The sequence below is a fragment of the Streptomyces sp. SID4985 genome (genome assembly GCF_009863025.1).
Classification (GTDB): domain Bacteria; phylum Actinomycetota; class Actinomycetes; order Streptomycetales; family Streptomycetaceae; genus Streptomyces.
In genome coordinates this window covers 12,999-38,734 of sequence record NZ_WWIR01000678.1, presented here as the reverse complement: position 1 = coordinate 38,734, position 25,736 = coordinate 12,999, and the positions used below count along the sequence as shown (strand labels likewise).

Here is a 25,736-nt window from a genome sequence, read left to right as displayed (position 1 = left end):
GGGTGGCCCCGCTCCGCGCCGGGGCGCCGGAGGCAGGGGTGCCTGGCGTCGGGGGCGTGCCGCGTACGGCGGGTGGCCGGACGGGGGGCGTGGGGGTGGCGGCGGAGTGCCGCTCGGCTGCTCGGTCGCGCGCGGCAGCGGCCCCCTCGGCGTTGCCCGTTCCCTCTGCGGCGGACACCGTCCCGCCCACCACAGCGGACGCGGCGCCCTCCGTCTCCAGGGGGGAAGAACCCGCTCCGTCCGCCGGAGGCAGCGGCACCGGTGCCGTACTAGTAGCCAGCGACAACGCCTCCGCCAGCCCGCCCAGCTCCACATGGACCACCAGCACCGGCTTCTCCGGCGCCGCGGCGGCAGCCGTCCGCAGCGCCTCCGCCAGCTCCACGTCGTCCGGGGACGCCTCCCCGATCGCCGGGATCGCCGTCACGACTACCGCGTCGGAGGTGTCGTCCGCCAGGGCGTGGGACAGGGCGCGGTGGAAGTCGGCGGCCGTGGCCGAGGTCGTCAGGTCGATCGGGGTGGCGGGTTCGAGGCCCTCGGCCAGGCAGCGGTCGTAGGTGAGCATGCCGAGGGACTCGGAGTTGCCGAGGATCGCGACGCGGGGGCCCGCGGGGAGGGGCTGACGGGCCAACAGGAGCCCCGCGTCGACCAGTTCCGTGATCGTGTCGACGCGGATGACGCCTGCCTGGCGGAGCAGCGCGGACACCGTGTCGTGCGGGAGCCGGGTGGCGCGCACCGCGTGGCCCTGCGGAGCCGAGCCCGCGCCCTGGACCACCACCAGCGGCTTGGCGGCGGCCGTACGCCGGGCGAGCCGCGTGAACTTGCGCGGGTTGCCGATGGACTCCAGGTACATCAGGACGACATCGGTGTCGGGGTCGTCGAACCAGTACTGCAGGACGTCGTTGCCGGAGACGTCGGCGCGGTTGCCGGAGGAGACGAAGGTGGAGACACCGGTGACCCCGGTGATCCCGCCCCCGCGCCGGTGCAGCCGGGAGAGAAGGGCTATTCCGATGGCACCGGACTGCGCGAACATCCCGATCCGGCCGGGCCGGGGCATCTCCGGTGCCAGGGAGGCGTTGAGGCGGACGCCGGACGCCGTGTTGATGACCCCGAAGGCGTTCGGCCCGATGATCCGCATCCCGTACGCCCGCGCCTGCCGCACCAGCGCCCGCTGCCGCTCCCGCCCCTCGGGCCCGATCTCGGCGTACCCGGCGGAGAGCACGACCAGACCCTGCACCCCGTGCGCCCCGCACTCGGCGACGACGGCGGGCACGCGGTCGGCGGGGACGGCCACGACCGCGAGGTCCACTGGACCCTCGATGTCCCGCACCGAGCGGTACGCCCGGACCCCGTCGATCTCCTTGACGTCCTCGGGGAAGGCGCAGTTGACGGCGTGCAGCGGCCCCCGGTACCCGGCGTCGCGGATGTTGCCGAGCACGCTGCGCCCGACCCCGCCCGGCGCGCGGCCGACGCCGATGACCGCGACGGACCCGGGCGCGAGCAGCCGCCGTACCGACCGCGCCTCCGCCCGCTGTTCCCGCGCCCGCTGCACCGCGAGGGAGCGGTCCGTGGGTTCGAGGTCGAACTCCAGCCGGACGACCCCGTCCTCGAAGCTCCGCTTCTGGGTGTACCCGGCGTCGGTGAACACCTTGATCATCTTGGTGTTGGCGGGCAGCACCTCGGCGGCGAACCGGCGGATGCCCCGCTCGCGCGCGACGGCCGCGATGTGCTCCAGGAGCGCGGAGGCGACACCCCTCCCCTGGTGCGCGTCCTGCACCAGGAAAGCGACCTCCGCCTCGTCGGCCGGTGCGGAGGCGGCCATGCCGTCGGCGCCGATCCGGTCGTAGCGTACGGTGGCGATGAACTCGCCGCCGACCGTGGCGGCGAGCCCCACACGGTCCACGAAGTCGTGGTGCGTGAAGCGGTGGACGTCCTTGGCGGAGAGCCGGGGGTACGGGGCGAAGAAGCGGTAGTACTTCGACTCGTCGGAGACCTGCTCGTAGAAGCTGACGAGGCGATCGGCGTCGTCGGCCGTGATGGGCCGGATGCGCGCGGTGCCACCGTCGCGCAGCACCACGTCCGCCTCCCAGTGGGCGGGGTACTCGTGCCGGTCCTGCCGGTCCGCCGGGGTCTGCATGGGCCCCAGAGTACGGCTCGCGTACGACAACGGCGCGAGGCAACCTGTGGGGAACGGAAGTCGGGCTGAGGCCGCGGTCCGACGACCGGTACAGAGAGGTTCCGGAGGGGTGAAGTGCCGCTCCGGACACGGTTCCCCGTATGGGAAACTGGTCTAGACAACCTGAGAGACTGAAGGGCAGCATCACATGGCTGAGCGCCGCGTCAACGTCGGCTGGGCCGAGGGCCTCCACGCCCGCCCCGCTTCCATCTTCGTCCGAGCCGCCACGGCCACAGGCGTCCCGGTCACCATCGCCAAGTCCGGCGGCACGCCGGTCAACGCGGGCTCGATGCTCGCCGTCCTCGGCCTGGGCGCCCAGGGTGGCGAGGAGATCGTCCTCGCCTCCGACGCCGAGGGCGCTGAGGCCGCGCTGGAGCGTCTGGCCAAGCTGGTCGCCGAGGGCCTGGACGAGCTGCCCGAGACCGTCTGAGTCTCGTTTCCGTTCAGCACGGAAGCCGCGCCACCTGTTCCAGGTGGCGCGGCTTCCGCGTTTTTACATATAGCCGCGAAACGGGCTCTCGAATTCACGGCGCACAAAGAAAAGGGCAGCAGAAAACACCGCCACCGAAAGGGCTGTTCTTTGTATACAGCGCCCGTGTTAATTCCGCTGACCCACTGTGTTTACAACATGTTGCGGCTGCCGCAGCCGGTGCGCGAACGCCGCGCGCTCGGCGTGCAGCGCCGTGAGCGACCGCGCGCGGTCGCCGTCCCCGCGCGCCACCGCGTCCACGATCGCGCCGTGCTCCGCCCAGGACTCGACCGGGTTCGCCGGGGCCTCCACCGTGTACATCCAGGCGATCTTGTGCCGTACCTGGGTGAGCATCGCCGTCAGCGACTGGCTGCCCGCGGCCTGTCCCAGCGTCTCGTGGAACCAGCCGCCCAGCGCCCGCAGATCCTCGCTGTTCCCGCGCCTGGCCCGCTCCTGACCCAGGCGGACCAGGCCACGCAGTACCTTGAGGTGGGCCTCGGTGCGCCGCTGCGCGGCCCGCGCGGCACCCAGCGGTTCGAGGAGGCGCCGCATCTCCAGCAGGTCGGCCGCCTCCCGCTCGGTCGGCTCGGCCACGCAGGCCCCCGCGTGCCGCCGGGTCACCACGAACCCCTCCGCCTCCAGCGTGCGCAGCGCCTCGCGGACGGGGACGCGGGAGACGCCGTAGCGCCGGGCCAGGACCTCCTCGGTCAGGCGGCTGCCGCGCTCGTGGACCCCGGCGACGATGTCGTCCCGGATCGCCGTGCACACCGAATGCGCCGGAATACGCATGAGCCACCTCCGCCTTAATCCCCGTGAAACGTCGACGCCGGACGTCTGTTCCGTGACTCTATTGCAATGCGCGGGAATTTCCGACGGCGGACCGGAATTCATGGCTCTTTTTTGGACAGCGCGGTTCGGTGGCGGACGCCCGACGCGCCGGGAAACGCTACGGAAAGGCGGGAGCCCCGGCGGCGGTGCGGACCGGGGCTCCCTGGAGTGCCGCGTGAGACGCGGCTCGGCCTCAGACGTCCACGCCGTGCTTGCGGAGGTAGCCGACCGGGTCGATGTCCGAGCCGTACTCGGGGCTCGTACGGGCCTCGAAGTGCAGGTGCGGCCCGGTCGCGTTGCCGGTCGCGCCGGACAGGCCGATCTGCTGGCCCGGGGTGACCTGCTGGCCCACCGTGACACCGAGGGACGACAGATGGCCGTACTGGGTGTACATGCCGTCGGCCATGCGGATCACGACCTCGTTGCCGTACGCCCCGCCCCAGCCTGCGGAGACGACGGTGCCCGCGCCGACCGCGTGGACGGGCGTCCCGCTCGCGGCGTGGAAGTCGATGCCGGTGTGGCTGCCGGAGGACCACAGGGAGCCGCCGGTCTTGTAGCCGGTGGAGACGTAGGAGTGGGCGATCGGCACGACGAAGGCGTTCAGCCGCTCGCGCTCGGCGGCGCGGGCCGCGCGGATCTCGGCGTCGCGCGCCTCCTTCACGCGCGCGACGGCGGCCTCCTGGGCGGCCTTGCGCTCGGCCGCGGCCCGCTGGGCGGACGCCTGGGCGTCGATCTCGGCGGCGAGGTCGTCGTTGACGCTGATGACCGGGGTGAGACCGGTCTGCTCGGCGGAGTTGTCGGCGGCGAGGGCCGGGGAGGCCGTGAGGGTGCCGACGACACCGGTGGTGGTGAGGGCCGCGACTCCGGCCGCCCGAGCGGTGGTACGCGTGACGCGTCCGGGCCTGCGATGCTTCCCGGTGGCGCACATGAACGCCATGTGGTGGCTGGTCCTTTCCTTCCCTCACGCCTACCGGGTTAGCTGACAGGTTCGGAGAGGAAGGTCTCCTACGGACTCCCCCGCTCGCGCGTGGGTGCCCGATTCACCTCGGGAACATGGTTCCCCGGCTCCCCTGGCTCGCGCCATGCGGGGACTCGGCGTCGGCTGTCCGGTGCCGCGGGCGCGGCGCACTGCCTGACGGACAGCCCGGAAGAAGCTAATGGGGACGGCGGCCGATACTCAAACGACTCCGGGCATTTGTAGCGCACGACACAGGGCAGACGGGCAACCTCCGCATCAATCCGGACATTTGCCGACCGGGTCGAACACGAAGGGGCCCTGACGGGTCATCGGCCGTCAGGGCCCCTTGCGCGCGTGCGGGCGTCGCCGCTCGCCGTTCCTCGTCGCTCCTCGTGGCTACTCGGCCGACACCACGGTGACCGGACCGATGCCGAGGGCCTCCACCGGCTCCTTGATCTGAGCGGCGTCACCGACGAGGACCGTCACCAGACGGTCCGCCGGGAAGGCGTTCACGACGGCGGCGGTGGCCTCCACGGTGCCGGTCGCGGCCAGGCGGCGGTACAGCTCGGCCTGGTAGTCGTCGGCCAGGTGCTGCTCGACCTGGTCGGCCAGCGTCCCGGCGACGGCGGCGGCCGTCTCGTACTTCAGCGGGGCGACCCCGACCAGGTTCTGCACGGCCACGTCCCGCTCGGCGTCGGTCAGGCCCTCGGCCGCGAGGACGTTGAGCACGGTCCACAGGTCCGCGAGCGCGGGACCGGTGTTGGGCGTGTCCACCGAGCCGCTGATGGCGAGCATCGAGGCGCCCGTGCCGTCGGCGGAGGAGCGCAGCACCTGGCCGAAGGCGCGCACGCCGTAGGTGTAGCCCTTCTCCTCGCGCAGGACGCGGTCCAGGCGGGAGGTGAGGGTGCCGCCGAGGCAGTAGGTGCCGAGCACCTGCGCGGGCCACACGCGGTCGTGCCGGTCGGAGCCGGTGCGGCCGATGAGCAGCTGGGTCTGGACGGCGCCGGGCCGGTCCACGATGACCACGCGGCCGGTGTCGTCGGAGCTGACCGGCGGCACCGGGCGGGGGGTGCCCGGCGTGCCTGTCCAGGCGCCCAGGGTCTCGGCGAGCAGCGCGTCCAGGTCGATGTCGGTCAGGTCGCCGACGACGACCGCGGTGGCCGTGGCCGGGCGCACATGGCGGTCGTAGAAGGCGCGCACGGCGGACGCGTCGATCTTCTCGACGGTGTCCTCGGTGCCCTGGCGCGGACGGGACATGCGCGCGGAGGCCGGGAACAGCTCCTTGGAGAGTTCCTTGGCGGCGCGGCGGGCCGGGTTGGCCAGCTCGTGCGGGATCTCGTCCAGGCGGTTGCGGACCAAGCGCTCGACCTCGCTCTCCGCGAAGGCCGGGTCGCGCAGGGCGTCCGCGAGCAGGCCGAGGCCCTTGGGCAGCCGGGAGACCGGGACCTCCAGGCTGAGCCGGACGCCGGGGTGGTCGGCGTGCGCGTCGAGCGTGGCGCCCGCGCGCTCCAGCTCGGCGGCGAAGTCCTCGGCGCTCAGCTCGCCGGTGCCCTCGGAGAAGGCGCGCGCCATGATCGTGGCGACACCGTCGAGTCCGGCCGGTTCGGCGTCCAGGGGCGCGTCGAGCAGCACCTCGACGGCGACGACATGCTGGCCGGGGCGGTGGCAGCGCAGCACGGTCAGGCCGTTGTCCAGCGTCGAGCGCTCGGGGGCGGGGAACGCCCACGGCTTGGCCTCGCCCGGCTGCGGCTGGGGGTGGAACTCCATGGTGGCGAGCTCGGTCACTTGGCCGTCTCCTCGTTGTCGTGGCCGGCCTCTACGGTGGCTTCGCGCTCCGGGTCGTCGGGCAGGTCGGCGTCCTCGACCGCCTCCGGGGACTTGGGCTCGTAGACGAGGACCGCGCGGTTGTCCGGGCGCAGGCGCGCCTTGGCGACCTCCCGGACCTCCTCCGGGGTCACCTCAAGGACGCGCTGGACGGCGCTCAGGGCGAGCTGCGGGTCGCCGAACAGGACGGCGAAGCGGCACAGTTCGTCGGCGCGGCCCGCGACCGTGCCGAGCCGGTCCAGCCACTCGCGCTCCAACTGGGCCTGGGCGCGCTCCATTTCCTCCGGAGTCGGGCCCTCCGCCGCGAAGCGGGCCAGCTCCTCGTCGATGGCGGCCTCGATGACCGGCACCTCGACGTCGCCGGAGGTCTTCACGTCGAGCCAGCCGAGCGAGGGGGCGCCGGCCAGGCGCAGCAGGCCGAACCCGGCCGCGACGGCGGTACGGTCGCGGCGCACCAGGCGGTTGTACAGCCGGGAGGACTCGCCGCCGCCGAGGATCGTCAGCGCGAGGTCGGCCGCGTCACTCGCGCGCGTGCCGTCCTCCGGGAGGCGGTAGGCGGCCATCAGCGCGCGCGCCGGGACCTCCTCGACGACGACCTCGCGCAGCTCCTCGCCGATCACCTCGGGCAGTCCGCCGTCGCGCGGGGCGGGCTTGCCGTCGTGCCCCGCGATGGAGCCGAAGTACTTCTCGATCCAGGCGAGCGTCTGCTCGGGGTCGATGTCGCCGACCACGGAGAGCACCGCGTTGTTCGGCGCGTAGTAGGTGCGGAAGAACGAGCGCGCGTCCTCCAGCGTGGCCGCGTCCAGGTCGGCCATGGAGCCGATCGGCGTGTGGTGGTAGGGGTGGCCCTCGGGATAGACCATGGAGGTCAGCTTCTCGAAGGCGGTGCCGTAGGGGACGTTGTCGTAGCGCTGGCGGCGCTCGTTCTTGACGACGTCGCGCTGGTTCTCCATGGACTCGTCGTCCAGGGCGGCCAGCAGGGAGCCCATGCGGTCGGCCTCCAGCCAGAGGGCGAGCTCCAGCTGGTGGGCGGGCATGGTCTCGAAGTAGTTGGTGCGCTCGAAGCTCGTCGTGCCGTTCAGCGAGCCGCCCGCGCCCTGGACCAGCTCGAAGTGGCCGTTGCCCTTGACCTGGCCGGAGCCCTGGAACATCAGGTGCTCGAAGAGGTGGGCAAGACCGGTGCGGCCCTTGACCTCGTGCCGGGAGCCGACGTCGTACCAGAGGCAGACCGCCGCCACCGGGGTCAGGTGGTCCTCGGAGAGCACCACGCGCAGACCGTTGGCCAGGCGGTGCTCGGTCGCTGTCAGGCCCCCGGAGCCTGCCTCGGCTGTGGTCGTGTGACCCATGGGCATGTACGTCCCTTCGCAAGCGGAGGCGGTCGAAAGAAACCGCTGTTTTCCTGCCGTTCCTGCCACTGTATGCAAAGCGTGCGAGGGCCCGGCGGAGTTCCCGCCGGACGTACGCCCTGAGCGGATCGCGTAGCCTGCGTCAGACGTGCTCATGGCGGGCGCGGTACCGGACGGCGCCGGCTCGCGCGACGGCCGGACCGGGCGGACCGCCGGGCGTCGGGGCTTTCCCCCTCTCGGACCGGGGCGCGGCCCGCAGTGTCAGTGCCTCGGTCCACAATGGTCCGCGTCAGATCCGTCAACCGCCTCAGCAAGGAGCCGGCAGCGATGGCCCGCCGCAGTACGAAGACCCCGCCGCCCGACGACGCGTACGAGGAGAAGATCCTCGACATCGACGTCGTGGACGAGATGCGCGGCTCCTATCTGGAATACGCGTACTCGGTCATCTACTCCCGCGCCCTGCCGGACGCCCGTGACGGCCTCAAGCCGGTGCACCGGCGCATCGTCTATCAGATGAACGAGATGGGCCTGCGCCCCGAGCGCGCGTACGTCAAGTGCGCCCGCGTGGTCGGCGAGGTCATGGGCAAGCTGCACCCGCACGGCGACGCGTCGATCTACGACGCCCTCGTGCGCATGGCCCAGCCCTTCTCGATGCGCGTGCCCCTGGTCGACGGCCACGGCAACTTCGGCTCGCTGGGCAACGACGACCCGCCCGCCGCCATGCGGTACACCGAATGCCGGATGGCCGAGGCGACGAGCCTCATGACCGAGTCCATCGACGAGGACACGGTCGACTTCGCGCCGAACTACGACGGCCAGGAGCAGGAGCCGGTGGCCCTTCCGGCCGCCTTCCCGAACCTGCTGGTCAACGGCGCCTCCGGCATCGCGGTCGGCATGGCGACCAACATGCCCCCGCACAACCTGCGCGAGGTCGTCGCGGCCGCCCGCCACCTCATCCGGCACCCGGGCGCGGACCTGGACGCCCTGATGCGGCACGTCCCGGGCCCCGACCTGCCCACCGGCGGCCGGGTCGTCGGCCTGGACGGCATCCGCGACGCGTACGCGACGGGCCGCGGCACCTTCAAGATCCGCGCCACGGTCGCGATCGAGACGGTCACCGCCCGCCGCAAGGGCCTGGTCGTCACCGAACTGCCCTTCACGGTCGGCCCCGAGAAGGTCATCGCGAAGATCAAGGACCTGGTCAACGCGAAGAAGATCCAGGGCATCGCGGACGTCAAGGACCTCACCGACCGCGAGCACGGCCTGCGCCTGGTCATCGAGATCAAGAACGGCTTCGTGCCGGAGGCCATCCTGGAGCAGCTGTACAAGCTGACGCCCATGGAGGAGTCCTTCGGCATCAACAACGTCGCCCTGGTCGACGGCCAGCCGCTCACCCTGGGCCTCAAGGAGCTGCTTGAGGTCTACCTCGACCACCGCTTCGAGGTCGTGCGCCGCCGCAGCGAGTTCCGCCGGACCAAGCGCCGCGACCGGCTCCACCTGGTGGAGGGCCTGCTCACCGCGCTGGTCGACATCGACGAGGTCATCCGGCTCATCCGCTCCAGCGACAACTCCGCGCAGGCCAAGGAGCGCCTGATCGAGCGCTTCGGGCTGAGCGACATCCAGACGCAGTACATCCTGGACACCCCGCTGCGCCGCCTGACCAAGTTCGACCGCATCGAGCTGGAGGCCGAGCAGGACCGGCTCAACCAGGAGATCGAGGAGCTGACCCGCGTCCTGGAGTCGGACGCCGAGCTGCGCAAGATGGTCTCCAACGAACTCGCCGCCGTCTCCAAGAAGTTCGGCACCGACCGGCGCACGGTCCTGCTGGAGTCCACGGGCTCCCAGGTCGCCACGGTGCCGCTCCAGGTGGCCGACGACCCGTGCCGGGTGCTGCTGTCCTCGACCGGCCTGCTGGCCCGTACGTCGAACGCCGAACCCGTTCCGCAGGACGGCGGCCGCACCAAGCACGACGTGATCGTCTCGGCCGTCGCCACGACCGCACGCGGTGAGATCGGCGCGGTCACCTCGGCCGGACGGCTGCTGCGGATCAACGTGGTCGACCTGCCCAAGCTGCCTGACACCGCGACCGCGCCGAACCTCTCCGGGGGCGCGCCGCTGGCGGAGTTCGTGTCCGTGGAGGACGACGAGACGGTGGTCTGTCTGATCACCCTCGACGAGTCGTCACCAGGTCTCGCGCTCGGCACCGAACAGGGCGTGGTCAAGCGCGTGGTGCCCGACTACCCGTCCAACAAGGACGAGTTGGAGGTCATCACGCTCAAGGAGGGTGACCGGATCGTCGGCGCGGTGGAGCTGCGCACCGGCGAGGAGGATCTGGTGTTCATCACCGACGACGCCCAACTCCTGCGCTATCAGGCGAACCAGGTGCGTCCACAGGGCCGTCCGGCGGGCGGTGTGGCGGGCATCAAGCTCACCGAGGGCGCGAAGGTGATCTCGTTCACGGCGGTCGACCCGGCCGCCGACGCGGTGGTGTTCACGGTCGCGGGCTCCCGCGGCACGCTGGACGACTCGGTCCACACGACGGCCAAACTGACCCCGTTCGACCAGTTCCCGCGCAAGGGACGGGCGACGGGCGGTGTCCGCTGCCAGCGGTTCCTGAAGGGCGAGGACTGTCTGTCCCTGGCCTGGGCGGGACCGGTCCCGGCGCGGGCGGCGCAGAAGAACGGCCTCCCGGCCGAGCTGCCCGAGCCGGATCCGCGACGGGACGGTTCGGGTACGTCGCTGGCGCAGGCGGTGGCCGTGGTCGCGGGGCCGGTGCTGTAGCGGCTGTTGTCGCCGGCCGCCATGTGCCGCCCGCTATGTGCCGGGCTCTTCCTCGGAGCCCGGCACATAGCGCAGGACGCCCCACATGGCGGACTCGTCGGGTCGGGCGGAGTCGTCGGACCGGCAGGCATCCAGTTCCTTGCGCAGGGCGCCGGTGTCGATGCCGGAGCCGATGAGGACGAGCTGGGTGAGGCGGTCCCCGTCCTGCCGCGCCCAGGGCTCCGGGTAGAAGCGCAGGAAACGGCCGACGGCGTGGACGGCGTACCGGTTGCCGGTGTCGTACGCCCCGAAGTCCACGTACCCCTTGATCCGGTACAGCCCCTCCGGCCTGCTGTCCAGGAACCGCATCAGCGCGCGGGGGTCCATGGGCGCGGCGGAGGTGAAGGACAGGCTGTCGTAGCCGGTGTGGAAGTGGGAGGCGTGCGTGTCTTCGTCGTCGTCCGTGTGCAGGTCGTCGAAGGAGAGCTGGCCGATGCGTTCCTCGCTGGGCCTGCACTCGAAGAGGAACTCCGGGTCGATCCGGCCGTAGGTGGCGGCGACGACCGGGGCGCCGTCGGTGAGCGCGCGGACTCCGGCCAGGACCTTGTCGGCGTCCTCGGCACGGTCGAGCTTGTTGACCACCACGAGGTCCGCGAGCGCGAGATGCCGGTCGATCTCGGGGTGCCGGGCGCGGGTGTCGTCGAACTCGGCCGCGTCCACGACCTCGACGAGGCCGCCGTAGACGATCCCGGGCAACTCGCTGGCCAGCACCATCCGCACCAGCTCCTGCGGCTCCGCGAGCCCGCTGGCCTCGATGACGATCACGTCGATGCCAGCGGCGGGCGCGGCGAGCCGCTCCAGGTAGGAGTCCAGTTCGCTCGCGTCGACGGCACAGCACAGACAGCCGTTGCCGAGCGAGACGGTGGAGTCGCCGAGCGCGCCCGCGACCGCCATGGCGTCGATCTCGACCGCCCCGAAGTCGTTGACGAGCGCCCCGATCCTGCTGCCTCCGCTGCGGTGCAGTAGATGGTTGAGGAGCGTGGTCTTCCCGGACCCGAGAAACCCGGCGAGCACGACCACGGGAATCTGCCGCGGGATCGGGTTCTGCTGCGGGACGGGGTTCTGCTGCGGACTACGACTGCTCCCCACCGGGCGGCACCCTTCCTTCGGCTCTCACCGGGCACGGCGTCCCGGCGCGGGGCACGGCGCCCGGCGGACGGACTGTCCGACCAGGATACGAGGGGCGGGGATGCGCAGGGCCGGGCCTGTGGGCGGAGGCTGTGCGCTGGGCCTGTGGGCAGGGGCTGCGGGCGGGCCCGGGAGCCTCTCGTGGAGATCCACCCGTGAACCCCGAGTCCTACCCGCATCGGAAGCCGGACATACCCCAGCCGGGGAGCGACCCGGGTGGAAGTCAGGTTAGGCTCACCTCTGTGAGTAGGTGTGCGACCGTCTCCCGGAGCCTCGACGAGCCCGTTTCCGGTACGGCGGCCACGGCGACGACGTGGCTGCTGCTGGAACAGCCCGGGCCGTGGGGCGTCAAAGCGCTCACGTCGAGCCACCTCGACCCCGCGCTGGGCCGCGCCCTGGAGGCGGCCGCCCAGGGCACGGGGGTGCGCGTCGTGCTGATCCGGCGCCCGGGGCGCCACGCGGACCCCGGAACGCCCTCCGAGCGCCGGGTGTACGTGGCCCACACCGTCCCCGGGAACGTCTGGCTGTACGAGGCCACCACCCGCGATCCGCACCAGCTGCTCGGCCTGGACTTCGCCGCGCTCGGCGCGGGCGACCCGCGCTCCCTCGTCTCGGTGCTCGGCGCCCGGCCGCATACCGGCGACCCGCTCGCCCTCGTGTGCACCAACGGCAAGCGCGACCGCTGCTGCGCCCTGCTCGGCCGCCCGCTGGCCGCCGAACTCGTCGCCTCCGGGGTTCCGGGCGTCTGGGAGGTCACTCATCTGGGTGGACATCGCTTCGCCCCGACGGTGCTCGTCCTGCCGTACGGCTACGCATACGCCCGCGCCGAGGCCCACACCGTCAAGCAGGCCCTGCACAGCGCCGAGGAAGGGCGCGTGACGATCGAGGACAACCGGGGCTGTTCCTCCTGGGAACGCCCGGGCCAGGCCGCCGAGTTGGCCGTACGGTCGGCGGCGGGCGTGTACGAGGCGGGCGTGCTCTCCGTCGTACGCACCGAGGGCGCGGCCCCGCGCTGGGAGGTCACCGTCACCCACACGGACGGCCGGGCCTGGCGCGTCGTCATCGAGCAGACGGCGTCCCTGCCGCCGCGTCCGGAGAGCTGCGGCGCGACGGTGCTCGGGGCACCGGGCCGACTGGACGCCGTGGCCGTCCACGAGCTGCGAACGGCGACGCTGGCGGGCTGAGCAGCCAGGACGTCTCCTGCCCGACCCCTGGGCCCGCGCGCGTCCGGCGCGTACGGTCCAGCCATGAGTGCCGCTTCCCCCGCCCGCCGTGTCCGCCTCGGACTCCCCCGGCGGATGTTCTCGCAGGTTCTGCTCATGCAGGTGACGACCGCCGCGGGCGTCGCGATCCTGGCGACCGGGCTGTTCCTCGCCCCGCTGAGCAGGCAGCTGGACCAGGAGGCGATGCGCCGCGCGCTGGTCATCGCGCAGACCACGGCGCAGGACCCGGCCATCGCCCGGGGTGTCCTGACCACACCGCCCACCCGGACCGGCCCGGTGCAGCGCGAGGCGGAACGGATCAGGCTCGCGACCCACGCCGAGTACATCGTCGTCATGGACACCCGGGGCGTGCGCTGGTCCCACCCCACCCCCGGCGAGGTGGGCCACCCCGTCTCCACCGACCCGAAGCGCCCCCTGGCCGGCGCCCAGGTCATGGAGATCGACCGGGGCACGCTGGGCCGCTCGGCGCGCGGCAAGGTCCCGCTGTACGACGACGGTCACCGGATCGTCGGGGCGGTCTCGGTCGGCATCGCCTACGACAGCGTGCGCGCCCGGCTGGTGAGCGCGGTGCCGGGGCTCCTGGCGTACGCCGGGGGCGCGCTCGCGGTGGGCGCGCTCGCCGGGTGGCTGATCTCGCGCCGGGTGCAGCGGCAGACCCGTGACCTGGCCTTCTCCGACATCTCGGCGCTGCTCGCGGAGCGCGAGGCGATGCTGCACGGCATCCGCGAGGGCGTGGTCGCGCTCGACCGCGCGGGCCGGATCCGGCTGCTCAACGACGAGGCGGCCCGGCTGCTCGATCTCGGCGACGAGGCGGTGGGGCGTTCTCCGGACGAGACGCTGGGCGAGGGCCGGGTGACGGACGTGCTGACGGGCCGGGTCACCGGTACCGATCTGCTCGCCGTGCGCGGGCCGCGCGTCCTGGTCGCCAACCGGATGCCCACCGGCGACGGCGGCGCCGTGGCCACCCTGCGCGACCGCACCGAACTGGAGCGGCTCGGCCGTGAACTCGACTCCACCCGGGGCCTGATCGACGCCCTGCGCGCCCAGGACCACGAGCACGCCAACCGGCTGCACACCCTGCTCGGCCTGCTGGAACTGGAGATGTACGACGACGCGGTGGAGTTCATCTGCGAGGTGGTCGGGGACCACCGGGCCACCGCCGAACAGGTCACCGAGAAGATCCAGGACCCGTTGCTGGCCGCCCTGTTGGTGGGCAAGGCGACCGTCGCCGCCGAACGCGGGGTCGCCCTGCGGCTGTCCGAACGCACCTGGGTCCCGGACCGGCTGGTCGATCCCCGCGCGCTGGTCACCGTGGTCGGCAACCTCGTGGACAACGCCCTGGACGCGGTCGCGGGCACCCCGCACGCGCGCGTGGAGGCCGAGCTGTACGCCGAGGGCCGTACGGTCGTCCTCCGTGTCCGGGACACCGGGCCGGGCGTGCCCGAGGGGCGGCGCGAGTCGGTGTTCACCGAGGGCTGGTCCACGAAGGAGCCGCCCGCGCACGGCAAGCGCGGCATCGGACTCGCGCTGGTACGACGGCTCGCCCAACGGCAGGGCGGCAGCGCGACGGTGGGATCGGCGGAGGGCGGGGGAGCCGAGTTCACGGTGGTGCTGCCGGAGGCGCTGGCCGGAGACGAGTCGGCCGCGCCCCTGCCCGCCGGGTCCGGCGAGTGGGGCGCGGCCGCCGAGGCTCGCTGAGGGGGTTTCAGCGGGCCGTCACTTGGCCGCCTTCTCGGCGAACTCGGTGGTGTAGGTCTTCTTCAGGTCCACGTCGGCGTTCTTGATGTTCGGGTTGAAGGCCTTGAGGACCTTCTCGACGGTCTCGGGCCCGTTCTCGGGCATCACGCCGTCCTTGGTGAACATCGGCAGCGTGCTCTTGATCGCCTCGGCGTAGAGCTTCTTGTCGCCTTGGGAGTAGTCGGCGGGCATCTTCGCGGCGATCTCGTCGGCGCTGTGCGTGGACATCCAGCCCAGCGTGCGGACGAACGCGTCGGCGAGCTTCTGCACGGTCGGCTTGTGGCTGTTCACCCAGTCGGTGCGCATGTACAGGCTGGAGGAGGGGTACGGCCCGCCGAGCGCCTTCTCCGACCCCTCGGGCGTCCGCATGTCGACGAGGACGCTGCCGGCCTTCTTCTCCAGGATCGTGGCGACGGTCGGGTCGGTCGTCATGCCCGCGTCAATGGAGCCCTGTTGGAGCGCCGCGATGAACGTCGGCCCCGCGCCGACCGCGACCGGGCTGAACTCGTTGATCTTCACCCCGTGCTTCACCGCGAGGTACTTGGTGAGGAAGTCGGTGGACGACCCCAGCCCCGTGACTCCGAGCTTGCGGCCCTTGAAGTCACCGGGCGAGGTGATCTCGCCCTTCCGCTTGGCCGAGACGACCTCCACCTCGCCGGGGGCGTGCGAGAACTGCACCACGGACTCCACCGACTTGCCCTTCACCTGAAGGTCGAGAGTGTGGTCGTAGAAGCCGACGCAGCCCTGGACCTGGCCGGAGACGAGCGCGGTCTCGGCCTGGACACCGGCGGGCTCGGTCAGCAGCTCCACGTCGAGCCCGGCGTCGCGGAAGTAGCCGAGGCGCTGGGTGAGCATCGCGGGCAGGTAGATGACCTTGTCCAGGCCGCCGACCATGATCTTGACCTTCTCACCGTGACCGCCACTGCCCGAAGAGGTCGTACCGGCCACCTCGTTGGCGCAGGCGGTGAGGGAGGAGACGGCGAGCAGACAGGCGGCGGCGAGGGCGGTGTGGCGGGCGCGGGATCGGGTGCGCATGGGGTCACGTCCTTGTGAGCGGGGGCGGCGCGGGATGTGGGACAAGGTTTTCGAAGGGAGCGGTCACTGCTCGGAGTTCGACGGCTTCCAGCGGAAGATGCGGCGCTCGGCGAAGGTCAGCAGTCCCTCCGCGAGCAGGGCCACGACCGCGAGGATGACCATCGCGGCGTACACACCGGCGGAGTTGAGGGTGCCCTGCGACTGGGCGACGAGCAGGCCGATGCCCCGGGTGGCGCCGATGTACTCGCCCACGATGGCGCCGATCAGCGCGAAGCCGAAGCTGACGTGCAGGCTGGTGAAGATCCACGAGGTGGCCGAGGGGATGACCACCTGGAGCGTCACCTGCCGGTCGCTCGCGCCGAGCATCCGCGCGTTGGAGACGAGGTTGCGGTCCACCTCGCGGGCGCCCTGGAAGGCGTTGAAGAACACCGGGAAGAAGACCAGCACCACGGCGGAGGCGACCTTGGAGGCCGGGCCGAGCCCGAACCAGATCAGGAAGACCGGCGCCAGGACGATCCTGGGAATCGAGTTGAGCACCTTGATGTACGGCCCGAGCAGGTCGGCGAGGAAGGCGACCCGGCCCAGCGCGATACCGAGGACGACACCGGCCGCGACGCCGATGAACCAGCCGAGCAGCGCCTCGTACAGCGTGTACCAGATCTGCTCGCCCAGCGAACCGAGCGCCGTCCCGTGCAGTGTCCAGGACTGGATCTGGTCCCAGATGGCCGACGGCATCGAGAAGTTGAACGGGTCGATGACCTTCGCCCGGGACAACCCCTCCCACAGGCCGAGCACGGCCACGAGGAGCAGTATCCGGGCGGCCACGACGACCACCTTGCGCCTGCGGGCGGCTCGGGCCCGCGACTGCGCGCGGTCCTGGGGCTTGGCGGTGGTGACCAGGGGCGTGGACAGGGTCTCAGGCGACATTCGCGGCACCTCGCTCACGGGTGATGCGGACCTCTTCGCCGAGGGAGGCCCAGATCTCGCGGTAGATCTCGATGAACCGCGGCTCCAGGCGCACCGACTCGACCTTGCGCGGCCGGGGCAGGTCGATGTCGAAGACCTGCTTCACGGTCGCGGGCCCGGCGGTCATCACCACGACCCTGTCGGCCAAGGCGATGGACTCCTCCAGGTCGTGGGTGACGAACACGACGGAAGCCCCGGTGCCCTCCCACAACTCCAGCAACTCGTCGGACATCAGCGCCCGGGTCTGCACGTCGAGCGCGGAGAACGGCTCGTCCATGAGCAGGATCTCGGGGTCGTTGACGAAGGTCGCCGCGAGGGCGACGCGCTTGCGCTGGCCACCGGAGAGCTGGTGCGGATAGCGGTCCTCGAACGCGGCGAGCCCGACCCGGGCCAGCCACGCGCGGGCCTTCTCCTTGGCCTCCGCCTTGGGCACACCCCGGAAACGGGGGCCCGCCATCACATTGGCCAGCACCGTCCGCCAGGGGAAGGTGGCGTCCTGCTGGAAGACGAACCCGACCTTGCCGCTCACGCCGTCGACCGGCTTCCCGGCCACCAGCACCTCGCCCTCGCTGGGCTCCTCGAGGCCGCTGACGAGAGTGAGCGTGGTGGACTTGCCGCACCCGGTCGGGCCCACGACGGCGACGAACTCGCCGCGCCCCACGGTCAGATCCAACTCCCGGACAGCCGTGTGCAGTTCGCCGGACGGCGTCCTGAAGTTCTTGGTCGCGCCCCTCAACTCGATGGCGGGGCTGGTGTCTGCGCTCATACCGGGGGACGGTAGGTGTGGCCCCCGCCACAGCAGCAGTCTTGTGAGCGCAACCCGTTCTTTTGCTCGCAAGAGGCTGTTGTGCTCGTTTTGCTCACGCTAGAACTGCGGAGCCGAAACACGGGCTTAACGCGCGGGCCCCTCGCACGCCGGCCTGGGAAGGGTGGGCCTCATGATTGACGTCCTGGTGGTGGACGACGACTACCGCGTTGCCGAGATCAACGCCAAGTACGTGGGAAAGGTTCCCGGTTTCCGGGTCACCGCCCGCGCTCACAACGCCGCCCAGGCCCTGGCCGCCGTCGAGCGCGGCAGCGTCGACCTGGTGCTGCTCGACCACTATCTGCCGGACGGCACCGGCCTCGAACTCGTCCACCGGATGCGGCAGCACGGCCACGGCGCCGACGTCATCATGATCACGGCGGCAGGCGACGTGGCGACCGTCCAACAGGCCATGCGCCTCGGCGCCCTGCACTACCTGGTCAAGCCCTTCACCTTCGCCGCCCTGCGCGGACGGCTGGACTCCTACGCCGCCCTGCGCCGCACCATGGAACGCGTCGGCGGCCGCCAGGTGACTGGCCAGGAACAGGTCGACCGCATCTTCGGCGCCCTGCGCACCGCCCCGGCCCCCTCCGTGCCGGGCCTGCCCAGCGGCCACTCGGAACCCACCAACGAACTCATCTGTGAGGTCCTGCACCACGCCGAACACCCGCTGTCCGCCCACGAGGTGGCGATCCGGACCGGCCTGAGCCGGTCCACCGCCCAGCGCTACCTCCGCCGCCTGGAACAGTCCGGCCGCCTGCGCCTCTCCCTCAAGTACGGCGACACCGGCCGCCCCGAGCACCGGTACGCCTGGGTGTCACCCTGACCGTCCGGGGCGCGGGGTGGCCGGTGCCGTGAGCCGCCGGTGCCGTGAGCCGCCGGTGTTCTCCATCGCCGGTGCTGTGAACCGCCGGTGCTCACACAGCCCCGGCGCCCGTCAGCGAACGCACCTCGGTCTCCGCGAACTTGGCCTCGTCCGCCACCTCGTCCGAGGTGACCGTGCCCAGCCAGCCCGCCAGGAAGCCCAGCGGGATCGAGACGATCCCCGGGTTCTGCAACGGGAAGTACTGGAAGTCCACATCCGGGAACAGCGACCCGGGACTTCCCGACACCACCGGCGACAGCACCACCAGGATCAGCGCCGGAACCAGCCCGCCGTACACCGACCACACCGCGCCCCGCGTGGTGAACCCGCGCCAGAACAGCGAGTACAGCAGCGCCGGGAGGTTCGCCGACGCGGCCACCGCGAAGGCGAGACCGACCAGGAAGGCGACGTTCAGATTGCGGGCCAGCAGCCCCAGCGCGATGGCCACGACCCCGATGAAGGCCGCCGCGACCCGCGCCACGGTCACCTCACTGCGCACCTTGGCCGCCGGCCGCCGCAGCGACGCGTACAGGTCATGTGCCACCGACGCCGACGAGGACAGGGTGATCCCGGCGACGACCGCGAGGATCGTCGCGAAGGCCACGGCCGCCACCATCGCGAACAGGACCGGGCCGCCGGTCGACTCGGCACCGCCGCCCAGGTCGAACGCGAGCAGTGGAATCGCCGTGTTCCCGGCCGCGTTGGAGGCACGCAGCGTGTCCGCGCCGACGACCGCCGTCGCCGCGAACCCGAGGACGATCGCCATCAGGTAGAAGCCACCGATCAGCCCGATCGACCACACCGTGGACCGCCGGGCCGCCCGCGCGGTCGGCACCGTGTAGAACCGGGACAGGATGTGCGGCAGCCCCGCCGTACCGAACACCAGCGCGAGCCCCAGGCTGATGAAGTCCAGCCGCGCCGTCCAGCCCCCGCCGTACCTCAGCCCCGGCGCCAGGTACCGCATCCCGTGCCCACTGCGCTCCGCCGCCGTCACCAGCAACTGGTTGAAGTCCCCGTGGAATCGCACCAGCACCATCACGGTCAGCGCGATCGTCCCGACGAGCATCAGGACCGCCTTCACGATCTGGATCCAGGTGGTCGCCCGCATCCCGCCCAGGGACACATAGATCACCATCAGCGCCCCGACCCCGATGACCGTCCACGCCTGCGCGGCCGCGCTGGTCCGGCCGAGCAGCAGCGCCACCAGACTGCCCGCGCCGACCATCTGCGCCACCAGGTAGAGCACCGACACCGTGACCGAGGACGTCCCGGTCGCGATCCGCACCGGCCGCTCGCTCATCCGCGCGGCCACCACGTCGGCGAGGGTGAACCGCCCGCAGTTGCGCACCAGTTCCGCCGCGAGGAACAGCACGAGCAGCCACGCCACGAGGAAACCGACCGCGTACAGCAGCCCGTCGTAGCCGTACAGCGCGATCAGCCCCGCCACACCCAGGAAGGAGGCGGCCGACAGGTAGTCCCCCGAGATCGCGAACCCGTTCTCCAGGGGGGTGAAGAGCCGTCCGCCCGCGTAGAACTCCTCCGCCGAACCGTGCCGCCGACGGCTCACCCAGGTCGTGATGCCCAGCGTCACGGCCACGAACATGCTGAACAGCACCAGCGTCAGCGTCTGGTGATGACTCGTCACAGGACACCTCCCCGGGCACCCCGGGTCAGCTCCTGGGTGTCCCAGCGCAACTCCAGCGCGGCACGGTCCCGACGCAGCCGTGCGTGCCGGGCGTAGGCCCAGGTGAGCAGGAAGGTGCTGACGAACTGCCCCAGCCCCGCGAGCATTCCCACGTTCAACGCCCCCGCCACGGGCCTGGCCATGAAGCCCGGCGCGGCGGTCGCGGTGACCACGTACCCCACGTACCAGAGGAAGAAGGCCGCGACCGCCGGGACCACGAACCGCCGGTACCGGCTGCGCACTTCCTGGAACGCCTCGCTTCGCTGCACCTCGAGGTACACATCCCGGGCCCGGGCGGTCACCGCCTCGGCCTCACCGCGCGCGGCCGGCACGGTCGGCGCGGGTCGGCCCGCTCCGTCCAGGTCGGCTCGGCCGGTGGTCTGCGTGTCGCGCCAAGGGTCCTCGTGCCGGACATCGGGGGAAGTCACGCCCTGCTCTTCCTGGTTGTCGGCCGCACCGCGGGGGCTCTCCTCAGCCCCGTGGGTCCGGCCGTTGCTCGACTGCATACCCAAGGATGGACAGATCGGGAAGATCCCCGACAGCTCCTGACGTACCACTTCACCCCATCAGGTGAGGCAAGTCACTCCGCTCTCGGCCGCACCAGTCGCTTCGCGTACGCGTAACGCACCGCCTGCGCACGGTCCTTGAGCCCCGTCTTCGCGAACAGGTTGTTGATGTGCGTCTTCACCGTCGCCGTGGAGACGTGCAACTCCCGCGCGATCTCCTGGTTGGTGAGCCCCTCCGCGATCAGCACCAGCACCTCGATCTCGCGCCCGGTGAGCCCGTCGGGCGCCTCGGGAGGTTCCGGCGCGGCGACGGCCCCGGTCTCCGACAGCCGCTCCAGCAAACGGCGTTGGACACTCGGCGCGAGCCCCGCGTCTCCCGACAGGACGCTCTCCACCGCCCGCACGATCTCGTCCCCGCCCGCGTCCTTGGTGAGATAGCCCCGCGCTCCCGCGCGCAGCGCCGCGAACAGCGAGTCGTCGTCCGCGAAGGTGGTCAGCACCACGACCTGCGTTCTCGGATACCGGCCACGGATGAGCCGGGTGGCCTCCACCCCGTCACAGCGGGGCATCCTGAGGTCCATCAGCACCACGTCCGGGTCGAGTTCACCGACGAGCCGCACCGCGTCCTCGCCGTCCCGCGCCGAGCCGACCACCTCCAGGCCGGGCAGCAGCCCGAGCAGCATCACGATTCCCTCCCGCACCACGGTCTGGTCGTCGGCGACCACCACGCGCGCGGCCTTCCGCCCTCCGTCCGCCCCTGTCATACGGGCACCTTCAATGTCACCGCGAACCCCTTCTCGTCCGGCCCCGCGTCCAGCGAACCGCCCAGCAGTTCGGCACGCTCCCGCATACCGAGCAGACCGTATCCGCCGCCGGACCCCGCGAGTTCTCCCGGCCGGCCCCCCGCGTCACGGACGTCCAGCGTCACCTCGCGCTCGCCGTAGTCCAGCCGGACCCGCACCGTGGCGCCCCTGGCGTGCTTGCGGACGTTCGTCATCGCCTCCTGGGCCACCCGGCGCACGGCCTGGGAGCACTCGGCCGTCAGCGGTCTGCGCTCACCCGTGACGGTGACCTCGGCTCCGTCGGTCCCGCTGACGAGACCGGTCAGGAACTCCTCCAGCGGGCTCAGTTCACCGCGCAGCGCCGACAGCGCCTGCCGGGTCTCCTCGAGCCCGTCCCTGGCCATCCCCCGCGCCGCCACCACCCGCTCCAGGATCTGTTCCCGGTCGGCGCCGCGTTCGATGAGCAGCCGGGCCGCCTCCAGGTGGACCAGCTGCGCGGAGAGGCTGTGGGCCAGCACATCGTGGATCTCCCGGGCTATCCTCGCCCGCTCGCCGAGCGCCGCCGACTCCGCCTCGGCCTCCCGGGCGGCCCGCTCCTGGGCTAGCAGCCGCTGCGCGTTGCCCCGGGACTCGGCGTCCAGCCGCAGGACGTACCCGGCGAGGGCCATCCCCACCACGGTGGCGGCGGTGGTCATCCACACGTCGTTGTTGACCGCGGAGTACGAGGCGAGGGCGACCGCCGCCACCGGCATGGCGGCCCCGAGCGGCAGCCGCTGGAGCGCGGTGATCCCGCAGCCGCACCAGATCACCAGGGCGGGTCCGCCGAATCCGGTGGCCTGCGCGAGAACCGCGATGCCCAGCAGCGTCGACATGAGCGCCAGCGAGGGCAGGAGCCGGTGTGCGTAGGTGGTCCGGAAGAAGCCCCAGGCCGCGGCGCCCGTGAGCAGGACCACGGAGACGGCGGCGGCCGCGCCCTCGACGCTCAGCTCTCTCCGGCTGAAGGCTCCCCACAGCAGCAGGCCGAGCAACAGCACCCTGACGCCTCGGGAGTACAGCCGCCGGGCCTGGGAGGTGCCACCGCGGCCCAGTGCCTCGCGGGACGGCCAGCGGGTCCACATGTTCTCTTTCACACGCGCTCCTTCCAGGCCGGCCGCGTGCCGTCACCGTACGCGGGAGAGGGGTCGGTGGTGGTGCCCAGGCTGTCGGTGGCGGAGCCCGGCGAGCTGGTCATGGCGCCCGGCAGGACGGTCGCGGAACCCAGCGACCGGGCCCGCCAGGTCAGGACCCCGGTGCGGACCAGCAGGGTCGCGGCGAGGCCGAGCATGAGCGCGGAACTGTCCTGGTGGATCCCGAAGCCGCGGCCGAGCGCGAAGAGACCGACGCGGAGGGCTATGCCCACGATCCACACCAGCCCGCTCGCCCTGGTGCTCCTGGTCCAGACGACGCCATCCTCCGCGGTCCACAGCCGGGAGGTCCACCCCCAGCCGGCCCCGATGCCCAGGCCGACGAGGATCTCGACGGCGAGCAGGGCGGCCGAGCCCACGTGGTGGTGGTCGTCGAGTATGCCCGGGTCGCGCAGCGCCATGAAGGCGAGGACGGCGGGCAGCAGCCACCAGCGCCGGTCGGTGTCGACCGCGCGGGCCCGGAACTGCCGCGCGATCACAATGGCGGCGATGACCACGATCACCAACGCGTTGACCAGCCCGGACATGACTGCCTCCGTGAGCGAGAGGGGGATTCGACAGCGAGCGCTGCCGATGCCTTCGAAGGTACGGAGATCCGGGAGCCGGGAGATCGGAGCAGGGGTGGATCACGGGTGGAAACCCGGGCGGCCCTGCCCTCCACCCACGGGTGGAGACGCCCTGGGGAAACCCCTGGGGAGAACCCCGGGAAGTCATACGGACATACGAAGGGGGCGGGGAGGGCCTACGTAGGCCCTCCCCGCCCCCTTACCAAGCTCTGCCACAGCCGCCCGGCGCCTTTCAGGCCACCCAGCGCCTCAGGCCACCCAGCACTTCGGGCCGCCCGGCACCTTCACCCCGACCGACCGAAGCCCCGGGCCGAAGCCGAGCGCAGCGACTACGCGTCGATACGCGACCGGTCCAGCGTCGCCGCCGAGCTGGAGATGAACTCCTTGCGCGGGGCCACGTCGTTGCCCATCAGCAGGTCGAAGACCTCCTCGGCGGCATCGAGGTCGGCGAGGTTGATGCGGCGCAGGGTGCGGTGACGCGGGTCCATCGTGGTCTCGGCCAGCTGGTCGGCGTCCATCTCACCCAGGCCCTTGTAGCGCTGGATGGAGTCCTTGTACCGGATGCCCTTGCGCTGGAACTCCATGAGCTTGTCGCGCAGCTCACGGTCCGAGTACGTGTAGACGTACTTGTCCTGCCCCTTCTTCGGCTGGATCAGCTCGATGCGGTGCAGCGGGGGCACGGCGGCGAAGACGCGGCCCGCCTCGACCATCGGGCGCATGTAGCGCTGGAACAGCGTCAGCAGCAGACAGCGGATGTGAGAGCCGTCCACATCGGCGTCGGTCATCATGATGATCTTGCCGTAGCGGGCCGCGTCGATGTCGAACGTCCGGCCCGAGCCCGCCCCTATGACCTGGATGATCGCGCCGCACTCGGCGTTCTTGAGCATGTCGGTCACGGATGAGCGCTGCACGTTCAGGATCTTGCCCCGGATGGGCAGCAGCGCCTGGAACTCGGAGTTCCGCGCGAGCTTGGCGGTGCCGAGCGCGGAGTCTCCCTCGACGATGAACAGCTCACTGCGGTCCACGTCGTCACTGCGGCAGTCGGCCAGCTTGGCGGGCAGGGACGAGGACTCCAGGGCGGTCTTCCGTCGCTGGGCGTCCTTGTGCTGGCGGGCGGCGACCCGGGTACGGGCGGCGGCGACCACCTTCTCCATGACCACGCGGGCCTGCGCGGCGGCGTCGCGCTTGCTGGAGGTCAGGAACGCCTTGAGTTCCTTGGAGACCACGTTGTGCACGATGCGGCGGGCAGCCGAGGTGCCGAGGACCTCCTTGGTCTGGCCCTCGAACTGCGGCTCGGCCAGGCGCACGGTGACGACCGCCGTCAGGCCCTCCAGGGCGTCGTCCTTGACGACGTCGTCCTCGGCCACGCGCAGCATCTTCTTGGCGCGCAGCATCTCGTTCATCGTCTTGGTGATCGCCTGCTCGAAGCCGGCGACGTGGGTGCCGCCCTTGGGGGTGGCGATGATGTTGACGAACGACTTCAGGTTCGTGTCGTAGCCCGTGCCCCAGCGCAGGGCGACGTCGACGCCCAGCTCGCGGGTGACCTCGGTCGGCGTCATCTGGCCGTGCTCGTCCAGGACCGGGACGGTCTCCTTGAACGTGCCCTGGCCCGAGAAGCGGAGCACGTCGCACACCGGCTTGTCGGTGGCCAGGTACTCGCAGAACTCGCTGATGCCGCCGTCGAAGCGGAAGGATTCCTCGCCCTTGCTGCCGCCGTCGCCGAGGCCCATCTCGTCGCGCACGACGATGGTCAGGCCGGGCACCAGGAAAGCGGTCTGGCGGGCCCGCTGGTGCAGGTTCTCCAGGGAGAGCTTGGCGTCCTTGAGGAAGATCTGCCGGTCCGCCCAGTACCGCACGCGCGTGCCGGTCCGGGCCTTGGCGATCTTCTTGGTCTTGACGAGGCCGCTCCTGGCCTCGAACTTGGCGTCGGCACCCTCGCCGGTGAAGGCGCCGGGCACGCCGCGCCGGAAGCCGATGGCGTGGGTGTGGCCGCTACGGTCGACCTCGACGTCGAGGCGCGCGGAGAGGGCGTTCACCACGGAGGCGCCCACGCCGTGCAGGCCGCCGGAGGCCGCGTAGGAGCCGCCGCCGAACTTGCCGCCGGCGTGCAGCTTGGTCATGACGACCTCGACGCCGGACAGACCGGTCTTCGGCTCCACGTCCACGGGGATGCCGCGGCCGTTGTCCCGCACCTCGACGGAGCCGTCGTCGTGGAGGATCACCTCGATGTGGTCGCAGTAGCCGCCGAGGGCCTCGTCCACGGAGTTGTCGATGATCTCCCAGAGGCAGTGCATCAGACCGCGGCTGTCGGTCGAGCCGATGTACATGCCCGGGCGCTTGCGCACGGCCTCGAGACCCTCGAGGACGAGCAGGTGCCGCGCGGTGTAGTTGGAACCGTCGCGGTCTGCTCCTGCCAGCAGCGCTGTGGACGGCACGGACGTATCGGCGGTCACGCGGTTCGCTCCTCGCTGAATTTCAGATGAGCCCCTCATGGGTAAGGGGCCGGCTTCGGTCGCCGCTCAGAGGGTACCGATGCCTGGTAGAGCCGGTGTAACGCCACCCTCGTCGGGGAACTCACCCTAGTCCACACTCGCACGAGCGTTCGATCCCTCGATGGAGTGAAGTCCACATCACGTTCCCTTCGAGGCATGAACCATTTAGGCTCCGGGCACGTCCTCATGAACAACCGGCAACCCAGCCGGGAGGACCGAGACCCAATGAGCGCGAACCCGTAAGCACACAAGAAACGCACTACGGCACATTCGCCGCCAACCGGCAGCAGACAGCCACCCGGAAAGATTTTTCCGACGGAAACCCCCGAGCGGGAACGATTTCGG

Annotated in this window: 20 protein-coding genes and 1 riboswitch; of the genes, 5 read left to right on the top strand and 15 right to left on the bottom strand. The window is 71.4% G+C overall.

The window, feature by feature from the left end; translation table 11 throughout:
* A partial coding sequence (locus tag GTW40_RS29355) for a GNAT family N-acetyltransferase (protein WP_237525807.1) occupies positions 1 to 2,134 on the bottom strand: 2,134 nt, incomplete at its 3' end.
* A 187-nt stretch (positions 2,135 to 2,321) separates the two neighbouring features.
* Here GTW40_RS29355 and GTW40_RS29350 point away from each other — a divergent pair.
* Positions 2,322 to 2,603 carry an HPr family phosphocarrier protein gene (locus GTW40_RS29350; RefSeq protein ID WP_018547336.1) on the top strand — a complete coding sequence of 94 codons (282 nt, stop codon included), beginning with the start codon at positions 2,322 to 2,324 and terminating at the stop codon, positions 2,601 to 2,603.
* Positions 2,604 to 2,771: 168 nt separating this feature from the next.
* Here GTW40_RS29350 and GTW40_RS29345 read toward each other — a convergent pair whose 3' ends face one another.
* The 4 genes from GTW40_RS29345 to GTW40_RS29330 all read right to left on the bottom strand — a co-directional run bounded on the left by GTW40_RS29345 (position 2,772) and on the right by GTW40_RS29330 (position 7,604).
* Positions 2,772 to 3,431 carry a GntR family transcriptional regulator gene (locus tag GTW40_RS29345; protein WP_161183164.1) on the bottom strand — a complete coding sequence of 220 codons (660 nt, stop codon included), beginning with the start codon at positions 3,429 to 3,431 and terminating at the stop codon, positions 2,772 to 2,774.
* Positions 3,432 to 3,663: 232 nt separating this feature from the next.
* Positions 3,664 to 4,407 (bottom strand): M23 family metallopeptidase, encoded by a 744-nt coding sequence (locus GTW40_RS29340; RefSeq protein ID WP_161183163.1) that lies wholly within the window; start codon positions 4,405 to 4,407, stop codon positions 3,664 to 3,666.
* 12 nt (positions 4,408 to 4,419) lie between these two features.
* A riboswitch (cyclic di-AMP (ydaO/yuaA leader) is annotated at positions 4,420 to 4,578 on the bottom strand.
* Between the two features lie 246 nt (positions 4,579 to 4,824).
* Positions 4,825 to 6,213, bottom strand: a complete 1,389-nt coding sequence (locus GTW40_RS29335; protein WP_161183162.1) for a pitrilysin family protein — start codon at positions 6,211 to 6,213, stop codon at positions 4,825 to 4,827.
* Positions 6,210 to 7,604 carry a pitrilysin family protein gene (locus GTW40_RS29330; RefSeq protein WP_161183161.1) on the bottom strand — a complete coding sequence of 465 codons (1,395 nt, stop codon included), beginning with the start codon at positions 7,602 to 7,604 and terminating at the stop codon, positions 6,210 to 6,212. The genes GTW40_RS29335 and GTW40_RS29330 overlap by 4 nt, the downstream gene beginning before the upstream one ends.
* Positions 7,605 to 7,925: 321 nt before the next feature.
* Between GTW40_RS29330 and GTW40_RS29325 the strand changes: the two genes are divergently transcribed.
* The gene (locus GTW40_RS29325; protein WP_161183160.1) at positions 7,926 to 10,379 is read left to right on the top strand and encodes a DNA topoisomerase IV subunit A; all 2,454 of its coding nucleotides are present in this window, start codon (positions 7,926 to 7,928) and stop codon (positions 10,377 to 10,379) included.
* Positions 10,380 to 10,412: 33 nt separating this feature from the next.
* On the opposite strand, the gene GTW40_RS29320 is transcribed toward GTW40_RS29325, so the two are convergent.
* A complete protein-coding gene (locus tag GTW40_RS29320; protein WP_343245819.1) occupies positions 10,413 to 11,507 on the bottom strand; it encodes a GTP-binding protein in 1,095 nt (364 codons plus the stop codon).
* 281 nt (positions 11,508 to 11,788) lie between these two features.
* Between GTW40_RS29320 and GTW40_RS29315 the strand changes: the two genes are divergently transcribed.
* Together GTW40_RS29315 and GTW40_RS29310 are read left to right on the top strand one after the other, a co-directional pair.
* Positions 11,789 to 12,730, top strand: a complete 942-nt coding sequence (locus GTW40_RS29315) for a sucrase ferredoxin (protein ID WP_161183159.1) — start codon at positions 11,789 to 11,791, stop codon at positions 12,728 to 12,730.
* Between the two features lie 63 nt (positions 12,731 to 12,793).
* The gene (locus GTW40_RS29310) at positions 12,794 to 14,467 is read left to right on the top strand and encodes a sensor histidine kinase (RefSeq protein ID WP_161183158.1); all 1,674 of its coding nucleotides are present in this window, start codon (positions 12,794 to 12,796) and stop codon (positions 14,465 to 14,467) included.
* Positions 14,468 to 14,485: 18 nt separating this feature from the next.
* On the opposite strand, the gene GTW40_RS29305 is transcribed toward GTW40_RS29310, so the two are convergent.
* From GTW40_RS29305 to GTW40_RS29295, 3 genes are all read right to left on the bottom strand, one after another.
* Positions 14,486 to 15,541, bottom strand: coding sequence for an ABC transporter substrate-binding protein (locus GTW40_RS29305; RefSeq protein ID WP_161183157.1), 1,056 nt, complete (start codon positions 15,539 to 15,541; stop codon positions 14,486 to 14,488).
* 63 nt (positions 15,542 to 15,604) lie between these two features.
* Positions 15,605 to 16,468 (bottom strand): ABC transporter permease, encoded by an 864-nt coding sequence (locus tag GTW40_RS29300; protein ID WP_161183156.1) that lies wholly within the window; start codon positions 16,466 to 16,468, stop codon positions 15,605 to 15,607.
* Entirely contained in the window at positions 16,458 to 17,273 is an 816-nt protein-coding gene (locus GTW40_RS29295; protein WP_161183155.1) for an ABC transporter ATP-binding protein, read from the bottom strand. Before GTW40_RS29295 ends, GTW40_RS29300 begins: the two co-directional genes overlap by 11 nt.
* A 172-nt stretch (positions 17,274 to 17,445) precedes the next feature.
* Between GTW40_RS29295 and GTW40_RS29290 the strand changes: the two genes are divergently transcribed.
* Positions 17,446 to 18,138: a response regulator gene (locus tag GTW40_RS29290; RefSeq protein ID WP_161183154.1), complete on the top strand. Its 693-nt coding sequence runs from the start codon at positions 17,446 to 17,448 to the stop codon at positions 18,136 to 18,138.
* Between the two features lie 91 nt (positions 18,139 to 18,229).
* Here the strand turns inward: GTW40_RS29290 and GTW40_RS29285 are convergent, their stop codons facing one another.
* The 6 genes from GTW40_RS29285 to GTW40_RS29260 all read right to left on the bottom strand — a co-directional run bounded on the left by GTW40_RS29285 (position 18,230) and on the right by GTW40_RS29260 (position 25,352).
* Complete coding sequence (locus tag GTW40_RS29285; protein ID WP_161183153.1) at positions 18,230 to 19,822, bottom strand: cation acetate symporter; 1,593 nt, start codon at positions 19,820 to 19,822, stop codon at positions 18,230 to 18,232.
* Positions 19,819 to 20,367 carry a DUF485 domain-containing protein gene (locus GTW40_RS29280; protein ID WP_202486564.1) on the bottom strand — a complete coding sequence of 183 codons (549 nt, stop codon included), beginning with the start codon at positions 20,365 to 20,367 and terminating at the stop codon, positions 19,819 to 19,821. Before GTW40_RS29280 ends, GTW40_RS29285 begins: the two co-directional genes overlap by 4 nt.
* 74 nt (positions 20,368 to 20,441) lie before the next feature.
* Positions 20,442 to 21,131 carry a response regulator transcription factor gene (locus GTW40_RS29275; protein WP_161183151.1) on the bottom strand — a complete coding sequence of 230 codons (690 nt, stop codon included), beginning with the start codon at positions 21,129 to 21,131 and terminating at the stop codon, positions 20,442 to 20,444.
* Complete coding sequence (locus tag GTW40_RS29270) at positions 21,128 to 22,279, bottom strand: histidine kinase (protein WP_161183150.1); 1,152 nt, start codon at positions 22,277 to 22,279, stop codon at positions 21,128 to 21,130. Before GTW40_RS29270 ends, GTW40_RS29275 begins: the two co-directional genes overlap by 4 nt.
* A complete protein-coding gene (locus GTW40_RS29265; RefSeq protein ID WP_161183149.1) occupies positions 22,276 to 22,860 on the bottom strand; it encodes a DUF1453 family protein in 585 nt (194 codons plus the stop codon). The genes GTW40_RS29270 and GTW40_RS29265 overlap by 4 nt, the downstream gene beginning before the upstream one ends.
* A 368-nt stretch (positions 22,861 to 23,228) precedes the next feature.
* The gene (locus GTW40_RS29260) at positions 23,229 to 25,352 is read right to left on the bottom strand and encodes a DNA topoisomerase IV subunit B (RefSeq protein WP_161183148.1); all 2,124 of its coding nucleotides are present in this window, start codon (positions 25,350 to 25,352) and stop codon (positions 23,229 to 23,231) included.
* Between the last annotated feature and the right edge of the window lie 384 nt (positions 25,353 to 25,736).

Bases quoted from the DNA above. Each gene is read 5' to 3' on its own strand.
- GTW40_RS29350 (WP_018547336.1), top strand. From the start codon at position 2,322: ATGGCTGAGCGCCGCGTCAACGTCGGCTGGGCCGAGGGCCTCCACGCC.
- GTW40_RS29345 (WP_161183164.1), bottom strand. From the start codon at position 3,431: ATGCGTATTCCGGCGCATTCGGTGTGCACGGCGATCCGGGACGACATC.
- GTW40_RS29340 (WP_161183163.1), bottom strand. From the start codon at position 4,407: ATGGCGTTCATGTGCGCCACCGGGAAGCATCGCAGGCCCGGACGCGTC.
- GTW40_RS29330 (WP_161183161.1), bottom strand. From the start codon at position 7,604: ATGCCCATGGGTCACACGACCACAGCCGAGGCAGGCTCCGGGGGCCTG.
- GTW40_RS29325 (WP_161183160.1), top strand. From the start codon at position 7,926: ATGGCCCGCCGCAGTACGAAGACCCCGCCGCCCGACGACGCGTACGAG.
- GTW40_RS29310 (WP_161183158.1), top strand. From the start codon at position 12,794: ATGAGTGCCGCTTCCCCCGCCCGCCGTGTCCGCCTCGGACTCCCCCGG.
- GTW40_RS29305 (WP_161183157.1), bottom strand. From the start codon at position 15,541: ATGCGCACCCGATCCCGCGCCCGCCACACCGCCCTCGCCGCCGCCTGT.
- GTW40_RS29300 (WP_161183156.1), bottom strand. From the start codon at position 16,468: ATGTCGCCTGAGACCCTGTCCACGCCCCTGGTCACCACCGCCAAGCCC.
- GTW40_RS29295 (WP_161183155.1), bottom strand. From the start codon at position 17,273: ATGAGCGCAGACACCAGCCCCGCCATCGAGTTGAGGGGCGCGACCAAG.
- GTW40_RS29290 (WP_161183154.1), top strand. From the start codon at position 17,446: ATGATTGACGTCCTGGTGGTGGACGACGACTACCGCGTTGCCGAGATC.
- GTW40_RS29280 (WP_202486564.1), bottom strand. From the start codon at position 20,367: ATGCAGTCGAGCAACGGCCGGACCCACGGGGCTGAGGAGAGCCCCCGC.
- GTW40_RS29275 (WP_161183151.1), bottom strand. From the start codon at position 21,131: ATGACAGGGGCGGACGGAGGGCGGAAGGCCGCGCGCGTGGTGGTCGCC.
- GTW40_RS29265 (WP_161183149.1), bottom strand. From the start codon at position 22,860: ATGTCCGGGCTGGTCAACGCGTTGGTGATCGTGGTCATCGCCGCCATT.